Genomic DNA, 19,894 nt, shown 5'->3' on the forward strand with positions numbered 1-19,894 from the left:
CCGATTCTTACCTAATATCGATGAGTCCTGCTAACGGGATCGTCGTATCATAGACACATTAAAGGCCGTAGAGCCTGAACAACACAGACAGGTACAGGAAGAAAAAAACATGGTAGATCAGGTAAAAGTCGTTGCCGACGAAGAGGGTTCGTCTGAACAGTCGCTACGGCGCAATCTCACAAACCGTCATATTCAACTTATTGCAATCGGTGGTGCCATCGGCACGGGCCTGTTTATGGGCTCCGGAAAAACCATCAGTCTCGCCGGACCGTCGATCATCTTTGTATATATGATCATCGGTTTCATGTTGTTTTTCGTGATGCGGGCAATGGGAGAACTGTTGCTTTCGAATCTCGAATACAAATCCTTCAGCGATTTCGCCTCTGACCTTCTCGGGCCATGGGCTGGGTATTTTACCGGCTGGACCTACTGGTTTTGCTGGGTAGTTACCGGGATGGCGGACGTTGTCGCCATTACGGCTTATGCGCAATTCTGGTTCCCTGGACTCTCTGACTGGGTTGCTTCACTGGCAGTGATCATTCTGCTGCTGAGTCTCAACCTCGCCACCGTTAAAATGTTCGGTGAGATGGAGTTCTGGTTTGCCATGATCAAGATCGTCGCCATTGTTGGACTGATTGTTGTCGGTCTGGTGATGGTACTGACGCACTTCCAGTCGCCAACCGGCGTTGAAGCGTCGTTTACGCACTTATGGAATGATGGTGGCTGGTTCCCGAAAGGTCTGAGTGGTTTCTTTGCTGGCTTCCAGATAGCGGTGTTCGCGTTTGTGGGTATCGAGCTGGTGGGAACGACAGCTGCGGAAACCAAAGACCCGGAGAAATCTCTGCCGCGAGCAATTAACTCGATTCCGATCCGTATTATCATGTTCTATGTTTTCGCGCTGATCGTGATTATGTCTGTAACACCGTGGAGCTCGGTTGTTCCAAGCAAAAGCCCGTTCGTTGAGCTGTTTGTGCTGGTAGGGCTACCGGCAGCGGCGAGCCTGATTAACTTTGTGGTTCTGACTTCTGCTGCGTCTTCTGCGAACAGCGGTGTGTTCTCAACCAGTCGTATGCTGTTTGGTCTGGCGCAGGAAGGCGTAGCGCCTAAAGCATTCGCCAAGCTGTCTAAACGTGCAGTACCGGCGAAAGGTTTGACGTTCTCCTGTATCTGCCTGCTGGGCGGCGTAGTGATGCTGTATGTTAACCCGAGTGTGATTGGCGCATTCACCATGATCACCACCGTATCAGCGATTCTGTTCATGTTTGTCTGGACCATTATTCTTTGCTCGTACCTGGTGTACCGCAAACAGCGTCCGCATCTGCATGAGAAATCGATCTACAAGATGCCGTTAGGCAAGCTGATGTGCTGGGTGTGCATGGCGTTCTTCGTGTTTGTACTGGTACTGCTGACGCTGGAAGAGGATACCCGACAGGCACTGATCGTAACGCCGCTGTGGTTCATTGCACTGGGACTGGGCTGGCTGTTTATCGGTAAGAAACGCATGGCTGGCGTACGCTAATAAAAAAAGAGCCGCGATGCGGCTCTAATATTCCGTAAAACAGGGCGCTCTCAGGCGCCCTTTTTATTCACCAGCGAGGGCACGCGGGAACAACACATTGTTTTCCAGACTGATGTGCTCCATCAGGTCGTCGATCAACTCGTTAATGCCGTTATACATGGCTTTCCAGGTGGTGCAGGCTTCTGGCGGAGGCGTCACATTGTTGGTGATGTGCTTGATCACTTCTACCAGTTCACCGGCATCGTCGTGCTCGCTTTCCATCACGCTGATAGGTCCCATCGCCTGGCTACCCATTCCCTGTTTAATCATCGGGAACAGGATCTGTTCTTCTTTCATCATGTGGCTGGACAGTTCTTCATGCAGCATGGTCAGGTTCTTTGCCAGACCGCGTGGTACGTTAGGTTTGTCTGCATGAACGCGTTCAACTTTAGTGGCTTGCAGGATCAGTTCCGGCAGTTGTTCGCGGTGGCGGTCGTGATAACGAACGATGATATGGTCGATGATTTCTGCCAGCGCTACGGTGCGCCAGTCTTTCTCCAGCGGTTGTTCTGCCAACTGTGCGAGCTGTGCTTCGATAGTTTCTACATCCAGCTCTTTACGTGCGGCAGCGCGTGCCAGCGTTTGCTTACCGCCACAGCAGTAATCCATATCGTATTTACGAAACAGTGCCGAAGCGCGAGGAATAGAGAGCGCCAGTTCACCTAAAGGTTGATCGCGATAAGACATAGCCGTTACCTCATTCTCAATAATATAAGGTGCATTTTAAATGCAACTTATAGAGAAGGATATAACCCTTTCGGGGCAGAGGATTATGTGATGGTTGTCACGAAAATTTCTTATCTCTTTAACATGCTGAATCTTATTGAAAAGGGGAAAAACGGCGAAAAAAACCGCGTCACAAGATTAAATAAGCGGACGCTGCTGCCGATAGTTAGACCTCAGACAATACCTGCATAATAAAAAGGCAACAGATGTTCAAACGAATCAAAGTGATAACCTTACTTATCACCGTGTTACTCGCCCTGGGCGCAATGCAGCTCATTTCCGCAGGCGTTTTTATTGGCGCGCTCAATAACGACAAGCAAAACTTTAACGTGTCTCAGCTTTCCAGCCAGAATGTGGCCGAGTTTACTGATGCCTGGATTAGCCTGAACCAGGCTCGCGTCACGCTCAATCGGGGTATGCTGCGTTTGCAAGGGACGATGGCGAATGAAATTAACGGTGGCCAGTTGAAGGAACTGGTGAATACAGCAAATCGCCTGCTGAATGATGCCAAAGATCATTACGATAAATACTATGCCTTGCCGGAAACGCCGGGTCTGGATGAGCATCTGGCTGACCGGCTCGAAGAGCAGTACGGCATCTATTCTGCAACGCTGGCAAAAATGAATGCGCTGCTCGCTGAAGGCAAACTGGAGGAGATGTTTAAACAGAATGCTGAGCAAAAGCAGACGGCGATGCAGGGGGTTTATCAGGAATGGCGCGCTGCGCAATCTGCTCTGGCAAATGCTGGTGTACAGGATAACGAGAAGGACTATCAGAAGATTATCTGGCTATTGTCCGCGGTGATGCTGATCGTGATAACCGTTATTGTCGTCAGCTGGATAGCCATGCAACGCGTACTGCTGAGGCCACTCCATGAGGTAATTGGGCACATCCGCCATATTGCCGCTGGCGATCTGACCCACGGTATCAGCGCCGAGGGCAGTAATGAAATGGCGCTACTGGCGCGTAATGTCCGTGATATGCAACAGGCGCTGGCAAACACGGTTGGCGTCGTACGCGATGGGGCAGATACCATCTATACCGGCGCGGGGGAAATCGCTGCGGGTAGTAATGATCTCTCTTCCCGTACTGAACAACAGGCCGCCTCTCTGGAAGAGACGGCTGCCAGTATGGAGCAGCTTACCGCTACCGTGAAACAGAATGCGGACAATGCGCGGCAGGCAACCAGTCTGGCAAAAAATGCCTCACAGACGGCGCAGAAAGGTGGCGCTGTGGTCGATGGTGTGGTGCGCACTATGGATGAGATCGCCACCAGTTCGAGTAAAATTGCGCAAATTACCAATGTTATCGACGGTATTGCCTTCCAGACCAATATTCTTGCACTGAACGCGGCGGTAGAAGCGGCGCGAGCCGGTGAGCAGGGGCGCGGTTTTGCTGTGGTAGCAGGAGAAGTGCGTACGCTGGCGCAGCGCAGCGCCCAGGCGGCGAAAGAAATTAAGGCGCTGATTGATGATTCCGGTAACCGGGTCAACGCCGGTACTGCGCTGGTGCATGAAGCCGGTGAAACGATGGCGGAAATAGTCAGTGCCGTCAGCCGGGTGACTGACATCATGGGTGAGATTGCATCCGCCTCAGATGAACAGAGTCGGGGTATTGATCAGGTAGGTCAGGCGGTTGCTGAGATGGACCGAGTGACGCAGCAAAATGCCTCGCTGGTGGAAGAGTCTGCTTCTGCCGCTGCCGCGCTAGAAGAGCAGGCAGCACGCCTGAATCAGACGGTGGCGGTGTTTAAAGTTTAACGTCTGCTCCGGCCTACAAGAAAATATCCTGTAGGCCGGATTAGCGTAGTACTATCCGGCTCATTATGATGGTGAAACCGCGACGACACTTGGTTTTTCCGGTTTGGCCCTGACGGCGACCACCACACCCACAACCAGCAGCACGATGCCACTCAGGGTCAGCAGCGGCGGCATCTCCTGGCGCAGAATAAAGGTGTAGAGCAGGCCCGCCAGCGTTTCAAAGACAATCAGCGGCCCGAGGATCACCGTTGGTAACTTCTGACTGGCGACGTTCCAGCACAATGCTCCCACCCACGAACACAGTACCGCAATGGCGACCATCAGACCGATAAACACGCCCGGACGTGGGCCGAAGGGCAGAGAGAAATCTGGTGTTTGTCCATTTAGCCACAGACAGGCCGCAACGTATCCCAGCAGGGAGACGGGAAGCGTTACCAGTGCCTGCGCTGTTGCCCACATCATTGGATGCTTATCGGGATTCTCTCGCAGCCAGCGGGCATTACGTAGCGCATACCACGCCCAGCACACTACGGAAACCAGCGCCAGCGCGATACCGGAACCGTATCTCCAACCGCTAAAATCAGGCAGTCCCTGATTCAGCTCAGAAATATTCACGCACAGCAGACCAATGCCGATTAGCACCAGGGCAGGGGCTAAGCGCCACCACGATAATTTGCCATCACGTTGACTGTAGAGCAGGTTGGCGAATACCGGGATCACCACCGGTAATGTGCCAATGATCATTGTTGAGACCGGCGCGCCGGTGCGCTGGATCGCACTGGCCAGGCAAACGTAATAAATCAGGTTACCCATCATCGTCAGCGTCAGTGCGGTCATCCAGTCTTTACGCGCCAGCTGGCGCAGACGTCCGCGGCCCAGCCAGGCGATCGGCAGGGCGATCAGTCCCAGCGCCAGATAGCGTCCCATCGACTGCAATACTGCCGGATACTCCGGCACGATCAGCGGCCCGACAAAAATTAATCCCCACATCAGCCCGGCCAGCAGGGCGTACAACACACCGCTAATCATTTTTGACATCCACATCGCTTAACATTGCGAGCAGTGTAGGCAGGCAAAATGGCCACGTATTGTATGAGATTGCGCATTAGCGCGAAAAAACCTGTTTCTGGTAGCGTACAGGCGTAATGCCGTAACGATGAGTAAATGCGCGGGTGAGATGCGACTGGTCGGTCAGGCCAGTCGCTGCGGCGACATCTGCAGCGGGCATGCCGTGAGTAAGAAAACATTTGGCACGCCACAGGCGGATCGCCATCAGCATCTGGTGTGGCGTGACGTGGAAATGAGATTTGAACTGGCGCTGAAAATGCCAGGGACTCAGCGAGGCAACGCGGGCCAGTTCGTCGAGCGTCACCGGGTGCATGTAGTTGTCGTGTAGATATTCGCGTACGCGCTCAAAGCGATGGGCGCCTTCCAGTTGTACCGGCGCATGACGGGCCAGAGGCTGGAATGTATCAATCAGATCGAGCAGTAACCCTTTTTGCGCCAGCGGATCCTCGGTATTCCACAGGCCGTGGATAAGTGAACAGATCTGGTACGAGCGTAGCGGATCGTGGCGCGTAACATCATGAAACCACCAGTGGCGGATCCCGGTGACGTCTTCCAGAAGGTCAGGTTCGAGGTAGACCATCCGATAGCGCCAGCCGTCGGCGGTTGCCGCCTCACCGGTATGCAGCTCATCGGGATTCATGGTGACGACGGAGTGGGCAGGAGCAACGTGCTGCGTACCGCGATAGCGAAACCGTTCTGCACCCGCTTCAATCGCGCCTATGCCAAAGGCTTCGTGGGTATGTGGTTCAAAGGCATAACGGGAGATGTGCGCATGATACAACTCAACGCCCGGAACCTGCGCCAGATGGCGAAAGCGGGCGCTGTCTTTCTCATCAATGAACTGCTCAGGTACACCTTGCACGTTTTCTCTCCCCACGCATCGTCTTTCATTATCAGAGAGGATACGCGGGGATGCCACCATAATTAACCGATTTTTAACACTTACACGATGCCTTTGACGCTGTCCGCCAGAGAAGTTGTCGGGTGACCGGTTAATTGGCTCAGGGTGTGGCTGTCGTCGAACAGACCACCTTTTGAGGCACCGATGTCAGAGTCGGCGAGCATATCCGCCAGTCCGGCAGGCAAACCAAAACCTTTCAGCGCAGCGGCAAAATCGGCTTCACTCAGGTTTTGATACACCACTTTTTTGCCACTCTGTTTTGCCAGTTCGGCGGCAAGTTGGCTCAGGGTCCAGCCCTCATCGCCCGCCAGCTCGTAGATCTTACCGGCGTGACCGTCTTCACTGATGACGCGTGCGGCAGCGGCAGCATAGTCGGCACGGGTCGCTGAGGCGATTTTGCCTTCGCCCGCAGCACCAATAAACACGCCGTGCTCCAGCGCGGCTGGCGCGCTGGCCAGATAGTTTTCGGTATACCAGCCGTTACGCAGCAGGGTATAAGCAATGCCGGAGTCAGCCAGCATTTTCTCGGTTTCCACGTGTTCAGCTGCCAGCCCCAGCGGAGAGCTGTCGGCATGCAACAGACTGGTATAGGCAATAAATTTCACATTGGCGGCTTTTGCCGCGTTAATCACGTTGCGATGCTGTGGGGTACGTTGCCCAACTTCGCTGGACGAGATCAGCAGCAGCTTGTCGATCCCCTGCAATGCTGTAGTGAAAGCGGCCTCGTCGATGTAATCCGCCTGACGGACGGTAATACCCTGTTGGCTGAGTGCAGTAGCTTTGGCTGGGTTACGCACAATGGCCACAATCTGGCTGGCGGGTACGGTTTTCAGCAGGGCTTCAATAACGTGTTGGCCCAGTTGACCAGTGGCACCGGTAATCGCAATCATGGGGAACTCCTTGGTGTTTGTCTTGTGTTTAGTAAAGCTAGCACTTAAACTTACTTTTAGTAAGTACGTACAAAAAGGTAAGTATGAATATGACAACTTCGACACTTTCTCAGCAATTGCGTGACGGCAACTTATTTGCCGAACAGTGTCCCTCCCGCGAGGTGTTAAAACACGTCACCAGCCGCTGGGGCGTGTTGATTCTGGTGGCGCTGCGTGATGGTACGCACCGGTTCAGTGATTTACGTCGCAAGATGGGCGGCGTTAGTGAAAAAATGCTGGCGCAATCCCTGCAGGCACTGGAGCAGGACGGGTTTATCAACCGGGTGTCGTATCCGGTGGTTCCGCCGCATGTGGAGTACAGTCTCACGCCGTTGGGTGAGCAGGTGAGTGATAAAGTTGCTGCACTGGCGGACTGGATTGAAATGAATTTACCGCAGGTGCTGGCACTGAGGGAAGAGCGGGTTGCATGATATGTTGCCGGATGGCGTTTCGCTTATCCGGCCTGTGTGCGTACACAATTTTTAAGCCGGACAAGGCGTTAGCCGTCATCCGGCATTAACGTTACTTACTCAAATCCAGCTGATAAATGGCAAAACCGATATCGTCGGTGGCGACTTTCTTCAGCGGATACTGCCCTTTCTCTTTGATAAACGTGGCGGCTTTATCGGACGGCGACGTTTCAAAGCGAATATCCAGTTTCGTATCGCTGTGGATCGGCGCCAGACGCCAGTTATTATCCGCCGCTGGGTGAATTTCACCTGCACTCTTCGTCTGGGCACCTATCCATGCCGCCAGCACTGAGCGGTTTTCATCCGGTGAAGCAAACGCGATATGGCTGTCGCCGGTACCGGCGAACTTGCCACCGTAGGCGCGATAGTTGTTGGTTGCTACCAGGAAGGTCGCGTCAGGATCGATAGGTTTACCGTTAAAGGTCAGATTTTTAATACGCTCTGCTTTGGCGTTCACGGTCTGGCACTCGCCGTCGTAGCGGGCGGGTTGTGAAACATCAATCTGATAATCCACGCCGTCAATCACGTCGAAGTTGTAGGTACGGAAGCCGTCCCAGTTAATTAACGACTGGGGTTTGTTGCTGTGAATATCAATCTGATTAAACTGCCCGGCGGAACATTCCAGCCACTCTTTCACTTCTTTACCGCTGGCTTTTACCACCACCAGGGTATTCGGATACAGATAGAGATCGGCGGCATTACGGAAAGTCAGCTGGCCTTTTTCGACTTCCACAAAGCTTGCCGGATCGTTTTTACGTCCGCCGACCTTAAACGGCGCAGCGGCAGAAAGTACCGGCAGTTTTGCCAGGTCTGGATCACCCTGGATAAAGTGTTCAACGTAGGCCTTTTGCGCGTTATTCACGACCTGGACGGTCGGATCGTCCTGCACTAATGCCAGATAGCTGTACATGTTATCGGCAGATTTTCCGATTGGCTTACTGACAAACTCACGCGTGGCGTCGTGATCGGCTTTCAGGATCTCAACTATCTTGCTGTCCTCGGCAGCCAGGGATTTTTTAGCCGCCGCGTCATAAATGGGACGCGCCTCGGCTTTCGCCTGGGTGACCTGCCATTTACCACTGTTGTCGTTCAGTACCAGATCCACCACGCCCAGATGATCGCCCCACATGCCTGGCATTACTGCAGGAATACCGTTTAACGTGCCTTTGGTAATATCTGCGCCTTTGATACTGGCAAAGTCTTTACCCGGGAAAACGGCGTGAGCGTGGCCAAACATAATCGCATCCACGCCCGGGACTTCGCTGAGGTAATAAACAGAGTTTTCCGCCATGGTCTGGTATGGGTCGGCAGAGAGACCGGAGTGAGCAATCACTACCACCACATCAGCGCCTTTTTCGCGCATTTCCGGCACATACTTACGTGCGGTTTCGGTAATGTCATTCACCGTCACTTTACCGCTGAGATTAGCCTTGTCCCAGGTCATGATCTGCGGTGGTACAAAGCCGATATAGCCAATCTTCAGTGTCTGCTTTTTGCCCTCATTATCGACAACTTCAGTGTCTTTAATCAGGTAAGGGGTAAACAGCGGCTTTTGGGTCTTAACGTCGATGATATTGGCGTTAACGTAGGGAAATTTTGCGCCAGCGAGCGCTTTATGCAGATACTCCAGCCCATAGTTAAACTCATGGTTGCCGAGGTTGCCCACCGCGTAATCGAGAGTATTGAGCGCCTTATAGACCGGGTGAGTTTCGCCAGTTTTAAGCCCTTTGGACGCCATGTAATCCCCGAGAGGGCTGCCCTGAATCAGATCGCCGTTATCGACCAGAACGCTGTTTTTTACTTCACCCCTGGCGGCATTAATCAAACTTGCCGTACGCACCAGACCGAATTTTTCAGTTGGTGTATCTTTGTAATAATCGAAATCCATCATGTTGCTATGCAAATCAGTGGTTTCCATTATGCGGAGATCGACGGTTGCAGCATTCACGCTGGCTGCAATCAGCGTGGCCAGAAGCGTTGCACTAAACTTAATCATCAGGGGCATCCTTTTTAAGATCTAAGCCACAAAAGAAAATGTATATAAATCTTCTTGCTTACAGAACTGTGAATCATGACATGAAGTTAGCGTTTAAAACCGCAGACGCTATCACAGTTGGCGGATCCCCTGACGATCGGGTATAAGTAAAACAACGAGTTAACATCACTGATATATACTCTAAATAATTCGAGTTGCAGGAACGCAGCCAACGTACATGCAACTTGAAGTATGACGGGTGTAAACGAGGTGGAGAATGCTAGAACATGTATGCCAGCTTGCACGGAACGCGGGCGATGCCATTATGCAGGTCTACGATGGAATCAAACCGATAGAGATCACCAGCAAGCAGGATGATTCTCCGGTCACTGCGGCGGATATTGCCGCGCACATGGTGATCCTCGAAGGATTACAGGCCCTGACGCCAGATATTCCGGTTTTATCAGAAGAGGCTCCCCCGGGCTGGGATATACGTCAGCACTGGCAGCGCTACTGGCTGGTTGATCCTCTGGACGGAACGAAAGAGTTCATCAAGCGTAACGGCGAATTCACCGTGAATATTGCGCTAATTGAGAAGGGAAAACCGGTTCTGGGCGTGGTGTATGCGCCGGTGATGAACGTGATGTACAGCGCGGCGGAAGGTAAGGCGTGGAAAGAAGAGTACGGCGTGCGCAAGCAAATCCGGGTGCGTGACGCGCGTCCACCGCTGGTGGTGATCAGCCGTTCGCATGCTGACAATGAGCTAAAAGAGTATCTGCAACAATTAGGCGAGCATCAGACCACGTCGATTGGATCGTCGCTGAAGTTTTGTCTGGTCGCTGAAGGGCAGGCACAGCTGTACCCGCGCTTTGGGCCAACCAATGTTTGGGATACTGCCGCAGGCCACGCTGTTGCCGCAGCAGCCGGGGCGCACGTTCACGACTGGCAGGGGAAACCCCTGGATTACACTCCGCGTGAATCGTTTCTTAACCCCGGCTTCCGGGTCTCTATTTACTGAGCAACTTATGCAGCAGGGCAATAACCTGCTGCACCTCTTCCTGCGTCAATGCGCCATCTTTTGCCCACTGAATGCGGCCATCCTTGTCGAGTACCGCGATGGCTGAACTTTCTTCATCCAGTTGCCAGGCTTTACGCGCAACACCGTTACTGTCGACAATAAACTGTGACCAGGGATAGAGCTTCTTATTACTCTCAAGGCTGCTGCGAACGAACATGCCGGAGCCTGGAATGGCGTCGTCTGTATTGACGATGGTGGTGGTCTGGTATTTATCGTGCGGCAGATTTGCCGCTTTGATTGCCTCGATTAACGTCGCGTTTTTCTCTTTGGCAGAAGTGCGTCCGGCAATGTGTTGCACAATGCGTACCTTCCCTGGCAACTGCGCGCTATTCCAGCTTTTATAACTAAACTTATCGTTATCAAGCACCAGTTCACCGCGATCGGTAATCCCCACCGGCGGCACGCGCTGGTTGGTTTCAAACTTATGTGCGGAGGCCATCATGGGTAGCAGCAGGCATGATACCGCCAGCAGTTTTTGTAAGGTCATGGTGTTTCCTTCTTTCTTTATATTTTGCAGGTGATCCGACCACTTGGGTCTGGAATTTAATCATATGTGCGAATGATGCTTTTTCCCGCAAGTGCGATGCCAGTTTGCGGACGGGCGCACAAATCCTGTGAAAAATGAAGGCTTATACTGAAGACAGCGAATGGATGAAAAGATAATTCTGAATAATTGTAACCTGAAGGTAAATAAACTTATACACGCTGGAAACATCGTAGAGATAGTCTATAGTCATAGGGCATTAAAATTTGCGCCTGAGTATTGTCGGACCGATTGTGGTACCGCAAAGGCGTAATGCTCAGCAGGAGACAACAATGAAAATTTTCCAACGATACAACCCGCTGCAGGTGGCGAAGTACGTGAAGATCCTGTTTCGTGGACGGTTATATATCAAGGATGTAGGCGCTTTTGAATTTGATAAGGGTAAGATTCTTATCCCAAAAGTGAAGGACAAACAGCATTTCTCTGTGATGTCCGAAGTTAACCGTCAGGTTTTGCGTCTGCAAACTGAGATGGCTTGACCAAAGTGCTATGCAGTAGTGTAAGTGGTATATAAAAAACGGCTCCTTAAACAGGAGCCGTTGATGTTTTTACACTCAGGACATTCAGGCTTTGCTTTCTTCTTTTGCATCCGGCAGTTTCGGCACCAGGACGCTGGGTTTGCTGTCCAGTCGCGTCACCAGCAGCTGATCGATCTTGTAGTTATCGATATCCACCACTTCAAATTTATAGCCTGAGAACTTCACCGAGTCGGTGCGTTTCGGGATTTTACGCAGCATAAACATCATGAAACCGCCGATAGTTTCATAGTTGCCAGACTGTGGAAACTCGTCGATATCCAGCACGCGCATCACGTCATCAATTGGCGTACCGCCGTCAATCAGCCAGGAGTTCTCATCACGTGCTACGATCTGTTCTTCAAGGCCCTGACCGACTAAGTCACCCATCAACGTGGTCATTACGTCGTTAAGCGTGATAATCCCTACTACCAGCGCGTACTCGTTCATGATGACGGCAAAGTCTTCACCTGCAGTTTTGAAGCTTTCCAGCGCTTCTGAGAGCGTCAGCGTATCCGGGACAATCAGTGTATTGCGGATCTGCACGCCGCTGTTTAGCGCCATGCTCTGGTTTGCCAGTACGCGGTTAAGCAGATCTTTGGAGTCCACATAGCCAATGATGTGGTCGATATCTTCATTACACACCAGAAACTTGGAGTGCGGATGTTCCGCAACTTTGTTCTTCAGGCTCTGCTCGTCTTCGTGCAGATCGAACCAGATAACGTTTTCACGTGATGTCATGGAAGACGGGACGGTACGGGATTCCAGCTCGAACACATTTTCAATCAACTCATGTTCCTGTTTACGCAGTACACCCGCCAGCGCGCCAGCTTCTACCACGGCGTAAATATCGTCTGAGGTGATGTCATCTTTGCGCACCATTGGGATCTTAAACAGGCGGAAAATGTTATTTGCCAGGCCGTTAAAGAACCACACCAGCGGGCGGAACACGAACAGGCAGAAGCGCATCGGGTTGATGATACGCAAAGCCACAGCTTCTGGCGCAATCATACCGATGCGTTTCGGGGTTAAATCCGCGAACAGGATGAACAGGCCAGTTACCAGTGAGAACGAGAGGATAAAGCTCAACTGTTCGGACAGCTCTGGAGCGAAGTATTGCGAGAACAAGCCGTAAAAAGCCGGAGAAAACGCAGCATCCCCCACGATACCGCCAAGAATGGCGACGGCGTTAAGGCCAATTTGCACCACGGTGAAGAACATGCCGGGATTTTCCTGCATCTTCATAACGCGTTGTGCATTGATATTGCCTTCATCGGCAAGCAGCTTAAGTTTAATTTTGCGTGATGCGGCAAGCGAGATCTCGGATATCGAGAAGAACGCACTCACGGCGATCAGGCAGAGAATGACTAAAATACTGTTTAACATATCTTATCCGACCGTTAAGGCCAGATCCTCGGAAGGGAGAAGTTGATACTCGTCGTCTTTCAAGCCGCAGATGCGTTGGCTGCACTCATTCACCCCAGTCACATAGTTATCTATGCTCCTGGGGATTAACGAGTTTGCCGCCTTTCTGCAACTCGAAATCCATAGAGTATAAATCCAATGGAATATTCATTGAAAACCGGCTCGCGGAAGTGAGCCGGTAAATTCAGAAGCTAGTATAGCGTAAGCGACTGTAAAGTCGCCAGAGGCTGATATTTATCCTTGTGGCGGCAGGCAAACCCCAATGCCGCCAATGCCGCAATATCCATAAGGATTTTTGTGCAGGTACTGCTGGTGATCGTCTTCGGCATAGTAGAACGGGGTTGCCGTTTTGATTTCCGTTGTAATAGGACGATCATCACCGGCTGCGGTCATCGCTGCCTGAAAGCGTTCAAGGCTGGCCTGGGCTGCGGTATTTTGCTCCGGAGTTAATGGATAAATTGCGGAACGATACTGAGTGCCCTGATCGTTGCCCTGACGCATACCTTGCGCCGGGTCGTGATTTTCCCAGAATACCTGCAGTAGCTGTTCGTAGCTGATAACATGCGGGTCATAGACGATACGTACTGCTTCAGCATGGCCCGTATCACCAGAACAAACCTCCCGATAGGTTGGATTGGGGGTATAGCCGCCAGTGTATCCGGCTGCAGTGCTGTACACGCCGGGGAGTGACCAGAACAAACGTTCTACGCCCCAGAAACAGCCCATGGCGAAAAGGGCGATCTCCATACCGTCGGGCACGTTGGTCATTGAATGTTGGTTAACCGCATGCAGCGTTGCCACTGGCATCGGGGTGTTGCGTCCAGGTAATGCATCTGCTTGAGTAACAAGATGCTTTTTATCAAATAAACTCATGGCCGTTCTCCCGAAATCAGTCATTTGGGTTAAGGTTGTAACAAGACGCGTCTTTGCCCACAATAAACGGTGTGAATACGTCTAGAGTTAAACATAAGAAATATTTGGGTTGTCGTCTGTTTTTCAACTCTTATTGTTGATTTTTTGTTAAGCCCAGGAACGGCATAGTATTTTTTTCCAGGGGTGGGAAAAAAGGATATTCAGGAGAAAATGTGCCACATATCCGTCAGTTATGTTGGGTGGGGTTACTGTGCTTAAGTGGCTCAGCCGCCGCTGCGAATGTTCGCTTACAGGTCGAGGGATTATCGGGACCGCTGGAAAAAAACGTCCGGGCGCAGTTATCCACGATTCAGAGTGATGAAGTCACGCCTGACCGCCGTTTTCGTGCGCGCGTCGATGATGCTATTCGCGAAGGGCTAAAAGCGCTGGGCTATTTTGAGCCGACCATTGATTTTGAATTGCGTCCACCACCGGCGAAGGGACGTCAGGTGTTGATTGCCAAAGTGACACCCGGTGAACCGGTACTGATTGGCGGAACCGACGTCATTTTACGCGGTGGGGCGCGCACTGACAGAGATTATCTGGACCTGCTAAAAACGCGTCCAGCCATCGGCACTGTGCTGAATCAAGGCGACTATGACAGCTTCAAAAAGTCGCTAACCAGCGTGGCGCTGCGTAAGGGCTATTTCGACAGTGAATTTAATAAAAGCCAACTCGGGATCGCGCTCGATCGTCGCCAGGCATTCTGGGATATCGATTACAACAGCGGAGAGCGTTATCGTTTTGGACATGTCACCTTTGAAGGATCGCAGATTCGCGATGAGTATCTGCAAAATCTGGTGCCGTTCAAAGAAGGCAAAGAGTACGAATCGAAAGATCTGGCGGAGCTGAACCGTCGTCTCTCGGCAACCGGTTGGTTTAATTCTGTAGTGGTCGCGCCGGAATTCGACAAAGCCCGCAAAACCAAAGTGTTGCCGCTGAAAGGCGTGGTCTCGCCACGCACGGAAAACACCATTGAAACCGGGGTCGGCTATTCCACCGACGTCGGGCCACGGTTAAAAACCACGTGGAAAAAACCGTGGATGAACTCGTACGGTCACAGTCTGGCGACCAGCGTCAGCGTTTCTGCGCCTGAACAGGTTCTTGATTTCAGTTATAAAATGCCGCTGTTAAAGAACCCACTGGAGCAGTACTACCTGGTTCAGGGGGGATTTAAACGTACCGATTTGAACGATACCGAGCAGGACTCCACCACGCTTGCCGTCTCTCGCTACTGGGATCTCTCCAGCGGCTGGCAGCGCGCAATTAACCTGCGCTGGAGCCTCGACCACTTTACCCAGGGTAATGTCACCAATACCACTATGCTGCTCTATCCTGGTGTGATGATTAGCCGGACGCGCTCGCGCGGCGGTCTGATGCCCGTCTGGGGGGATTCTCAGCGCTATTCCATCGATTACTCGAATACCGCCTGGGGTTCAGATGTCGATTTCTCCGTCTTCCAGGCACAGAACGTCTGGATCCGCACGTTGTACGACCGTCATCGCTTTGTGATGCGCGGTAACCTCGGCTGGATTGAAACCGGAGACTTCGACAAAGTACCACCGGATCTGCGTTTCTTCGCCGGGGGCGACCGCAGTATTCGCGGTTACAAATACAAATCTATTGCGCCTGAAGGCAGCGACGGCAAACTGAAAGGGGCCTCGAAGCTGGCGACAGGATCGCTGGAATACCAGTACAACGTGACCGGAAAATGGTGGGGTGCGATGTTTGTTGATAGCGGTGAAGCGGTCAGCGATATCCGCAGAAGTGATTTTAAAACCGGTGCCGGGGTTGGTGTGCGCTGGCAGTCACCGGTAGGACCTATCAAGCTCGATTTTGCTGTACCTGTCGGCGACAAAGATGAGCATGGTTTACAGTTTTACATCGGTCTGGGGCCTGAATTATGAGTTTATGGAAGAAGATAAGCCTCGGCGTTCTGATTTTTATCCTGCTGTTGTTAGGCACCGTAGCGTTTCTCGTGGGTACAACCTCGGGTCTGCATCTGCTCTTTAAGGCGGCTAATCGCTGGGTTCCGGGGCTGGAGATAGGCCAGGTCACTGGCGGCTGGCGGGATTTATCGCTGAAAAATATCCGCTACGATCAGCCTGGCGTGGCGGTGAATGCGGGTGAAGTGCATCTGGCCGTCGGCCTCAACTGTCTGTGGAACAGCAGTCTGTGCGTCAATGATCTGTCGCTAAAAGATATTAACGTGGCTATCGACAGTAAAAAGATGCCGCCTTCTGCTCCGGTGGAGGAAGAGGATAGCGGCCCGCTTAATCTGTCAACGCCTTATCCCATCACGCTTTCACGCGTGGCGCTTAACAACATCAATATCAAAATTGATGACACCACCGTTTCCGTGCTGGATTTTACTTCCGGCCTGAACTGGCAGGAAAAAACACTGACCCTGAAGCCAACGTCATTACAGGGCCTGCTGATTGCACTGCCTAAAGTGGCGGAAGTCGCCCAGGAAGAGGTTGTTGAGCCGAAGATCCAGAATCCGCAGCCGGATGAGAAACCGTTGGGTGAAACGCTCAAAGATCTGTTCTCAAAACCGGTCCTACCGGAAATGACCGATGTTCACCTGCCGCTGAATCTCAATATTGAAGAATTCCGCGGCGAGCAACTGCGCGTGACTGGGGATACCGATCTGACAGTACACAACATGTTGCTGAAAGTGAGCAGCATTGACGGCAATATGAAGCTCGACGCGCTGGATATCGACTCCAGCCAGGGGACGGTGAACGCCAGCGGGACGGCGCAACTGACCGATGCGTGGCCAGTCGATATTACGCTGAACAGTACGCTGAACATTGACCCGTTAAAAGGCGAAAAGGTGAAGCTGAAGGTTGGCGGCGCGCTGCGCGAACAACTGGAAGTGGGTGTTAATCTATCCGGCCCGGTGGATATGGATCTGCGCGCACAAACGCGCCTGGCGGAAGCAGGATTACCGCTCAATCTGGACGTCGTCAGCAAACAGGTTTACTGGCCGTTTACCGGCGATAAGCAATTCCAGGCCGATGATATCAAGCTCAAACTGACCGGCAAAATGACGGACTATACGCTGTCGATGCGCACAGCAGTGAAGGGACAGGACATTCCTCCGGCAACCATTACGCTGGATGCTAAAGGCAACGAACAGCAGATTAATCTCGACAAACTTACCGTGGCGGCGCTGGAGGGGAAAACCGAACTCAAAGCGTTGCTTGACTGGCAGCAGGCTATAAGCTGGCGTGGAGAACTGACGCTGGATGGTATTAACACTGCGAAAGAGCTTCCGGACTGGCCGTCAAAACTGAATGGTTTGGTGAAAACCCGAGGTAGCCTGTATGGCGGAACCTGGCAGATGGAGGTTCCGGAGCTAAAGCTGACCGGTAACGTTAAACAGAACAAGGTTAATGTGAATGGCTCACTGAAAGGGAACAGTTACCTGCAGTGGACAATCCCAGGCCTGCACCTGGAACTGGGGCGTAACAGCGCCGAGGTGAAAGGTGAACTGGGGGTAAAAGATCTCAATCTCGACGCGATGATTGATGCTCCGGGCCTGGATAACGCGCTACCGGGGTTAGGCGGTACGGCGAAAGGTCTGGTCAAAATTCGCGGTACGGTGGAAGCGCCGCAACTGTTGGCGGATATCACCGCCCGTGGCCTGCGCTGGCAGGAACTCTCCGTTGCCCAGGTGCGCGTTGAAGGCGATGTGAAATCGGCTGAACAAATCGCCGGTAGCCTCAACGTGCGCGTAGAGCGGATTGTGCAACCTGATGTGAATATCAATCTCGTTACCCTGAATGCCAAAGGCAGCGAAAAGCAGCATGAGCTGCAGCTGCGTATTCAGGGGGAGCCGGTCTCCGGGCAGCTTGACCTGGCAGGGAGTTTTGATCGCAAAGAACAGCGCTGGAAAGGAGCCTTGAGCAATACCCGCTTCCAGACGCCGGTTGGTCCGTGGTCGCTGAACCGCGCGATAGCGCTGGATTACCGTAATCAGGAACAGAAAATCAGCATCGGACCGCACTGCTGGAACAATCCAAACGCTGAACTGTGCGTGCCGCAGACGATTGATGCCGGTGCTGAAGGACGTGCAGTGGTTAATCTGAACCGCTTCGATCTGGCGATGCTGAAACCGTTTATGCCAGATACCACGCAGGCGAGCGGCGTGTTCAGCGGTAAAGCCGATGTAAGCTGGGACACGACTAAAGAAGGGTTGCCACAGGGAAAGGTAACGCTAAGCGGGCGTAACGTGAAGGTCACACAAAGCGTCAATGATGCACCGTTGCCGGTGGCATTTGAAACGCTGAATATGACCGCTGACCTGCATAATAACCGTGCCGAACTGGGATGGCTGATTCGCCTGACCAATAACGGACAGTTTGACGGGCAGGTGCAGGTTACCGATCCGCAAGGGCGACGCAACCTTGGCGGTAACGTCAATATCCGTAACTTTAATCTGGCGATGGTCAATCCCATCTTCTCGCGTGGTGAAAAAGCTGCGGGGATGCTAAACGCTAACCTGCGCCTCGGCGGCGATGTGCAAAGCCCGCAGTTGCTCGGACAGTTACAGCTTAGTGGTCTGGACATTGACGGCAACTTTATGCCATTTGACATGCAGCCAAGCCAGCTGGCGATTAATTTCACGGGGTCACGTTCGACGATTGCGGGCGTGGTGCGCACGCAGCAGGGACAGATTAACCTGAGTGGTGACGCCGACTGGACTCAGATAGACAACTGGCGGGCGCGTATCGCGGCTAAAGGCAGCCGCGTTCGTATCACCGTGCCGCCAATGGTTCGTCTGGATGTATCTCCGGATGTGGTCTTCGAAGCCACGCCAAGTTTATTCACGCTGGATGGTAGCGTTGATGTACCGTGGGCGCGTATTGTGGTGCATGACCTGCCGGAAAGCGCGGTGGGTGTCTCCAGCGATATGGTAATGCTCAATAACGATCTTCAGCCTGAGAAGCCACAGAGTGCGGGTATTCCGATCAACAGCAATCTGATCGTGCATGTAGGCAACAACGTGCGCATCGATGCGTTTGGTCTGAAAGCAAGACTGACAGGCGATCTGAAAGTGGCGCAGGACAAGCAGGGGCTGGGGCTTAACGGGCAGATTAACATCCCGAGCGGTCGCTTCCATGCTTATGGTCAGGATCTTATTGTGCGCAAAGGCGAGCTGTTGTTCTCCGGCCCGCCGGACCAGCCGTTGCTCAACATCGAGGCGATTCGTAACCCGGATGCCACTGAAGACGACGTCATTGCCGGTGTTCGCGTTACGGGTACTGCTGATGAACCGAAAGCGGAGATCTTCTCTGACCCGGCGATGTCACAGCAAATGGCGCTTTCCTACCTGCTTCGTGGGCAAGGACTGGACAGCGAGCAGAGCGACAGTGCGGCAATGACATCAATGCTTATTGGTCTGGGGGTTGCACAAAGTGGTCAGGTTGTGGGTAAAATCGGGGAGACATTTGGCGTAAGCAATCTGGCACTGGACACACAAGGGGTGGGCGACTCATCTCAGGTGGTTGTCAGCGGATACGTACTGCCAGGTCTGCAGGTGAAATATGGTGTGGGTATATTTGACTCCTTAGCGACACTCACGCTACGTTATCGTCTGATGCCTAAGCTATATCTGGAAGCCGTGTCTGGCGTAGATCAGGCACTTGATTTGCTCTATCAGTTTGAGTTTTAGCAATGCGAATATTTGTCTACGGTAGTTTACGACGCAAACAGGGCAATAGCCACTGGATGACCAACGCCCAGTTGCTGGGTGATTTCAATATCGAGAACTACCAGTTGTATAGTCTGGGCCACTATCCAGGCGCAGTTCCGGGAAACGGATCGGTACACGGGGAAGTTTATCGTATTGACAACGCTACGCTGGCAGAGCTTGACGCTCTGCGTACGCGAGGCGGCGAGTATGCACGCCAGTTAATTCAGACGCCGTACGGAAGTGCATGGATGTACGTGTACCAACGTCCGGTCGAGGGGTTAACGCTGATTGAAAGCGGTAACTGGTTAGACAGAGACCAGTACTAATATGAA

Annotated in this window: 16 protein-coding genes; 8 read left to right on the forward strand and 8 right to left on the reverse strand. The window is 52.5% G+C overall.

Annotation, left to right across the window (positions count from 1 at the left end; all coding sequences use genetic code 11):
* Positions 1-109 precede the first annotated feature (109 nt).
* Complete coding sequence (cycA, locus tag OH663_RS16360; RefSeq protein ID WP_045439035.1) at positions 110-1,519, forward strand: D-serine/D-alanine/glycine transporter; 1,410 nt, start codon at positions 110-112, stop codon at positions 1,517-1,519.
* A gap of 63 nt (positions 1,520-1,582) precedes the next feature.
* On the opposite strand, the gene ytfE is transcribed toward cycA, so the two are convergent.
* Positions 1,583-2,245 (reverse strand): iron-sulfur cluster repair protein YtfE, encoded by a 663-nt coding sequence (ytfE, locus tag OH663_RS16365; RefSeq protein WP_045439037.1) that lies wholly within the window; start codon positions 2,243-2,245, stop codon positions 1,583-1,585.
* Positions 2,246-2,490: 245 nt separating this feature from the next.
* Between ytfE and OH663_RS16370 the strand changes: the two genes are divergently transcribed.
* Positions 2,491-4,044, forward strand: a complete 1,554-nt coding sequence (locus OH663_RS16370) for a methyl-accepting chemotaxis protein (protein WP_045439045.1) — start codon at positions 2,491-2,493, stop codon at positions 4,042-4,044.
* 63 nt (positions 4,045-4,107) lie between these two features.
* On the opposite strand, the gene OH663_RS16375 is transcribed toward OH663_RS16370, so the two are convergent.
* From OH663_RS16375 to OH663_RS16385, 3 genes are all read right to left on the reverse strand, one after another.
* Positions 4,108-5,073 carry a DMT family transporter gene (locus tag OH663_RS16375; RefSeq protein WP_200012616.1) on the reverse strand — a complete coding sequence of 322 codons (966 nt, stop codon included), beginning with the start codon at positions 5,071-5,073 and terminating at the stop codon, positions 4,108-4,110.
* Positions 5,074-5,149: 76 nt separating this feature from the next.
* Positions 5,150-5,974: an AraC family transcriptional regulator gene (locus tag OH663_RS16380; RefSeq protein ID WP_048222305.1), complete on the reverse strand. Its 825-nt coding sequence runs from the start codon at positions 5,972-5,974 to the stop codon at positions 5,150-5,152.
* A gap of 80 nt (positions 5,975-6,054) precedes the next feature.
* Positions 6,055-6,903, reverse strand: coding sequence for an SDR family oxidoreductase (locus OH663_RS16385; RefSeq protein WP_048222302.1), 849 nt, complete (start codon positions 6,901-6,903; stop codon positions 6,055-6,057).
* Positions 6,904-6,992: 89 nt separating this feature from the next.
* Between OH663_RS16385 and OH663_RS16390 the strand changes: the two genes are divergently transcribed.
* Positions 6,993-7,373 carry a winged helix-turn-helix transcriptional regulator gene (locus OH663_RS16390; protein WP_045439054.1) on the forward strand — a complete coding sequence of 127 codons (381 nt, stop codon included), beginning with the start codon at positions 6,993-6,995 and terminating at the stop codon, positions 7,371-7,373.
* A 91-nt stretch (positions 7,374-7,464) separates the two neighbouring features.
* Here OH663_RS16390 and OH663_RS16395 read toward each other — a convergent pair whose 3' ends face one another.
* Entirely contained in the window at positions 7,465-9,408 is a 1,944-nt protein-coding gene (locus tag OH663_RS16395; protein WP_071828882.1) for a bifunctional 2',3'-cyclic-nucleotide 2'-phosphodiesterase/3'-nucleotidase, read from the reverse strand.
* A gap of 256 nt (positions 9,409-9,664) precedes the next feature.
* On the opposite strand from OH663_RS16395, the gene cysQ reads away from it, so the two are divergent.
* Entirely contained in the window at positions 9,665-10,405 is a 741-nt protein-coding gene (gene cysQ, locus OH663_RS16400; RefSeq protein ID WP_045439058.1) for a 3'(2'),5'-bisphosphate nucleotidase CysQ, read from the forward strand.
* Here the strand turns inward: cysQ and OH663_RS16405 are convergent.
* Positions 10,395-10,952 carry a YtfJ family protein gene (locus OH663_RS16405; RefSeq protein WP_045439061.1) on the reverse strand — a complete coding sequence of 186 codons (558 nt, stop codon included), beginning with the start codon at positions 10,950-10,952 and terminating at the stop codon, positions 10,395-10,397. The two genes, cysQ and OH663_RS16405, sit on opposite strands and share 11 nt — an antisense overlap.
* Positions 10,953-11,281: 329 nt before the next feature.
* On the opposite strand from OH663_RS16405, the gene OH663_RS16410 reads away from it, so the two are divergent.
* The gene (locus tag OH663_RS16410) at positions 11,282-11,488 is read left to right on the forward strand and encodes a DUF1107 domain-containing protein (protein WP_041143739.1); all 207 of its coding nucleotides are present in this window, start codon (positions 11,282-11,284) and stop codon (positions 11,486-11,488) included.
* Between the two features lie 84 nt (positions 11,489-11,572).
* On the opposite strand, the gene paeA is transcribed toward OH663_RS16410, so the two are convergent.
* Together paeA and msrA are read right to left on the reverse strand one after the other, a co-directional pair.
* Positions 11,573-12,910 carry a polyamine export protein PaeA gene (gene paeA, locus OH663_RS16415; RefSeq protein ID WP_045439075.1) on the reverse strand — a complete coding sequence of 446 codons (1,338 nt, stop codon included), beginning with the start codon at positions 12,908-12,910 and terminating at the stop codon, positions 11,573-11,575.
* 273 nt (positions 12,911-13,183) lie between these two features.
* Positions 13,184-13,822, reverse strand: coding sequence for a peptide-methionine (S)-S-oxide reductase MsrA (gene msrA, locus OH663_RS16420; protein WP_045439078.1), 639 nt, complete (start codon positions 13,820-13,822; stop codon positions 13,184-13,186).
* A gap of 212 nt (positions 13,823-14,034) precedes the next feature.
* Between msrA and tamA the strand changes: the two genes are divergently transcribed.
* From tamA to OH663_RS16435, 3 genes are read left to right on the forward strand one after another with little or no spacing between them, the layout of a single operon-like run.
* Positions 14,035-15,768: an autotransporter assembly complex protein TamA gene (tamA, locus tag OH663_RS16425; RefSeq protein WP_045439081.1), complete on the forward strand. Its 1,734-nt coding sequence runs from the start codon at positions 14,035-14,037 to the stop codon at positions 15,766-15,768.
* Positions 15,765-19,541 (forward strand): autotransporter assembly complex protein TamB, encoded by a 3,777-nt coding sequence (gene tamB, locus OH663_RS16430; RefSeq protein WP_045439084.1) that lies wholly within the window; start codon positions 15,765-15,767, stop codon positions 19,539-19,541. The genes tamA and tamB overlap by 4 nt, the downstream gene beginning before the upstream one ends.
* Positions 19,542-19,543: 2 nt before the next feature.
* Positions 19,544-19,888 carry a gamma-glutamylcyclotransferase family protein gene (locus OH663_RS16435; RefSeq protein ID WP_045439093.1) on the forward strand — a complete coding sequence of 115 codons (345 nt, stop codon included), beginning with the start codon at positions 19,544-19,546 and terminating at the stop codon, positions 19,886-19,888.
* Positions 19,889-19,894 lie beyond the last annotated feature (6 nt).

This window comes from Citrobacter sp. Marseille-Q5395 (assembly GCF_947057495.1).
In the GTDB taxonomy this organism is placed as follows: Bacteria; Pseudomonadota; Gammaproteobacteria; order Enterobacterales; family Enterobacteriaceae; genus Citrobacter; species Citrobacter murliniae.

Bases quoted from the DNA above. Each gene is read 5' to 3' on its own strand.
- OH663_RS16395 (WP_071828882.1), bottom strand. From the start codon at position 9,408: ATGATTAAGTTTAGTGCAACGCTTCTGGCCACGCTGATTGCAGCCAGC.
- ytfE (WP_045439037.1), bottom strand. From the start codon at position 2,245: ATGTCTTATCGCGATCAACCTTTAGGTGAACTGGCGCTCTCTATTCCT.
- msrA (WP_045439078.1), bottom strand. From the start codon at position 13,822: ATGAGTTTATTTGATAAAAAGCATCTTGTTACTCAAGCAGATGCATTA.
- cysQ (WP_045439058.1), top strand. From the start codon at position 9,665: ATGCTAGAACATGTATGCCAGCTTGCACGGAACGCGGGCGATGCCATT.
- cycA (WP_045439035.1), top strand. From the start codon at position 110: ATGGTAGATCAGGTAAAAGTCGTTGCCGACGAAGAGGGTTCGTCTGAA.
- OH663_RS16410 (WP_041143739.1), top strand. From the start codon at position 11,282: ATGAAAATTTTCCAACGATACAACCCGCTGCAGGTGGCGAAGTACGTG.
- tamB (WP_045439084.1), top strand. From the start codon at position 15,765: ATGAGTTTATGGAAGAAGATAAGCCTCGGCGTTCTGATTTTTATCCTG.
- paeA (WP_045439075.1), bottom strand. From the start codon at position 12,910: ATGTTAAACAGTATTTTAGTCATTCTCTGCCTGATCGCCGTGAGTGCG.
- OH663_RS16375 (WP_200012616.1), bottom strand. From the start codon at position 5,073: ATGATTAGCGGTGTGTTGTACGCCCTGCTGGCCGGGCTGATGTGGGGA.
- OH663_RS16435 (WP_045439093.1), top strand. From the start codon at position 19,544: ATGCGAATATTTGTCTACGGTAGTTTACGACGCAAACAGGGCAATAGC.
- OH663_RS16370 (WP_045439045.1), top strand. From the start codon at position 2,491: ATGTTCAAACGAATCAAAGTGATAACCTTACTTATCACCGTGTTACTC.
- OH663_RS16385 (WP_048222302.1), bottom strand. From the start codon at position 6,903: ATGATTGCGATTACCGGTGCCACTGGTCAACTGGGCCAACACGTTATT.
- OH663_RS16405 (WP_045439061.1), bottom strand. From the start codon at position 10,952: ATGACCTTACAAAAACTGCTGGCGGTATCATGCCTGCTGCTACCCATG.
- OH663_RS16390 (WP_045439054.1), top strand. From the start codon at position 6,993: ATGACAACTTCGACACTTTCTCAGCAATTGCGTGACGGCAACTTATTT.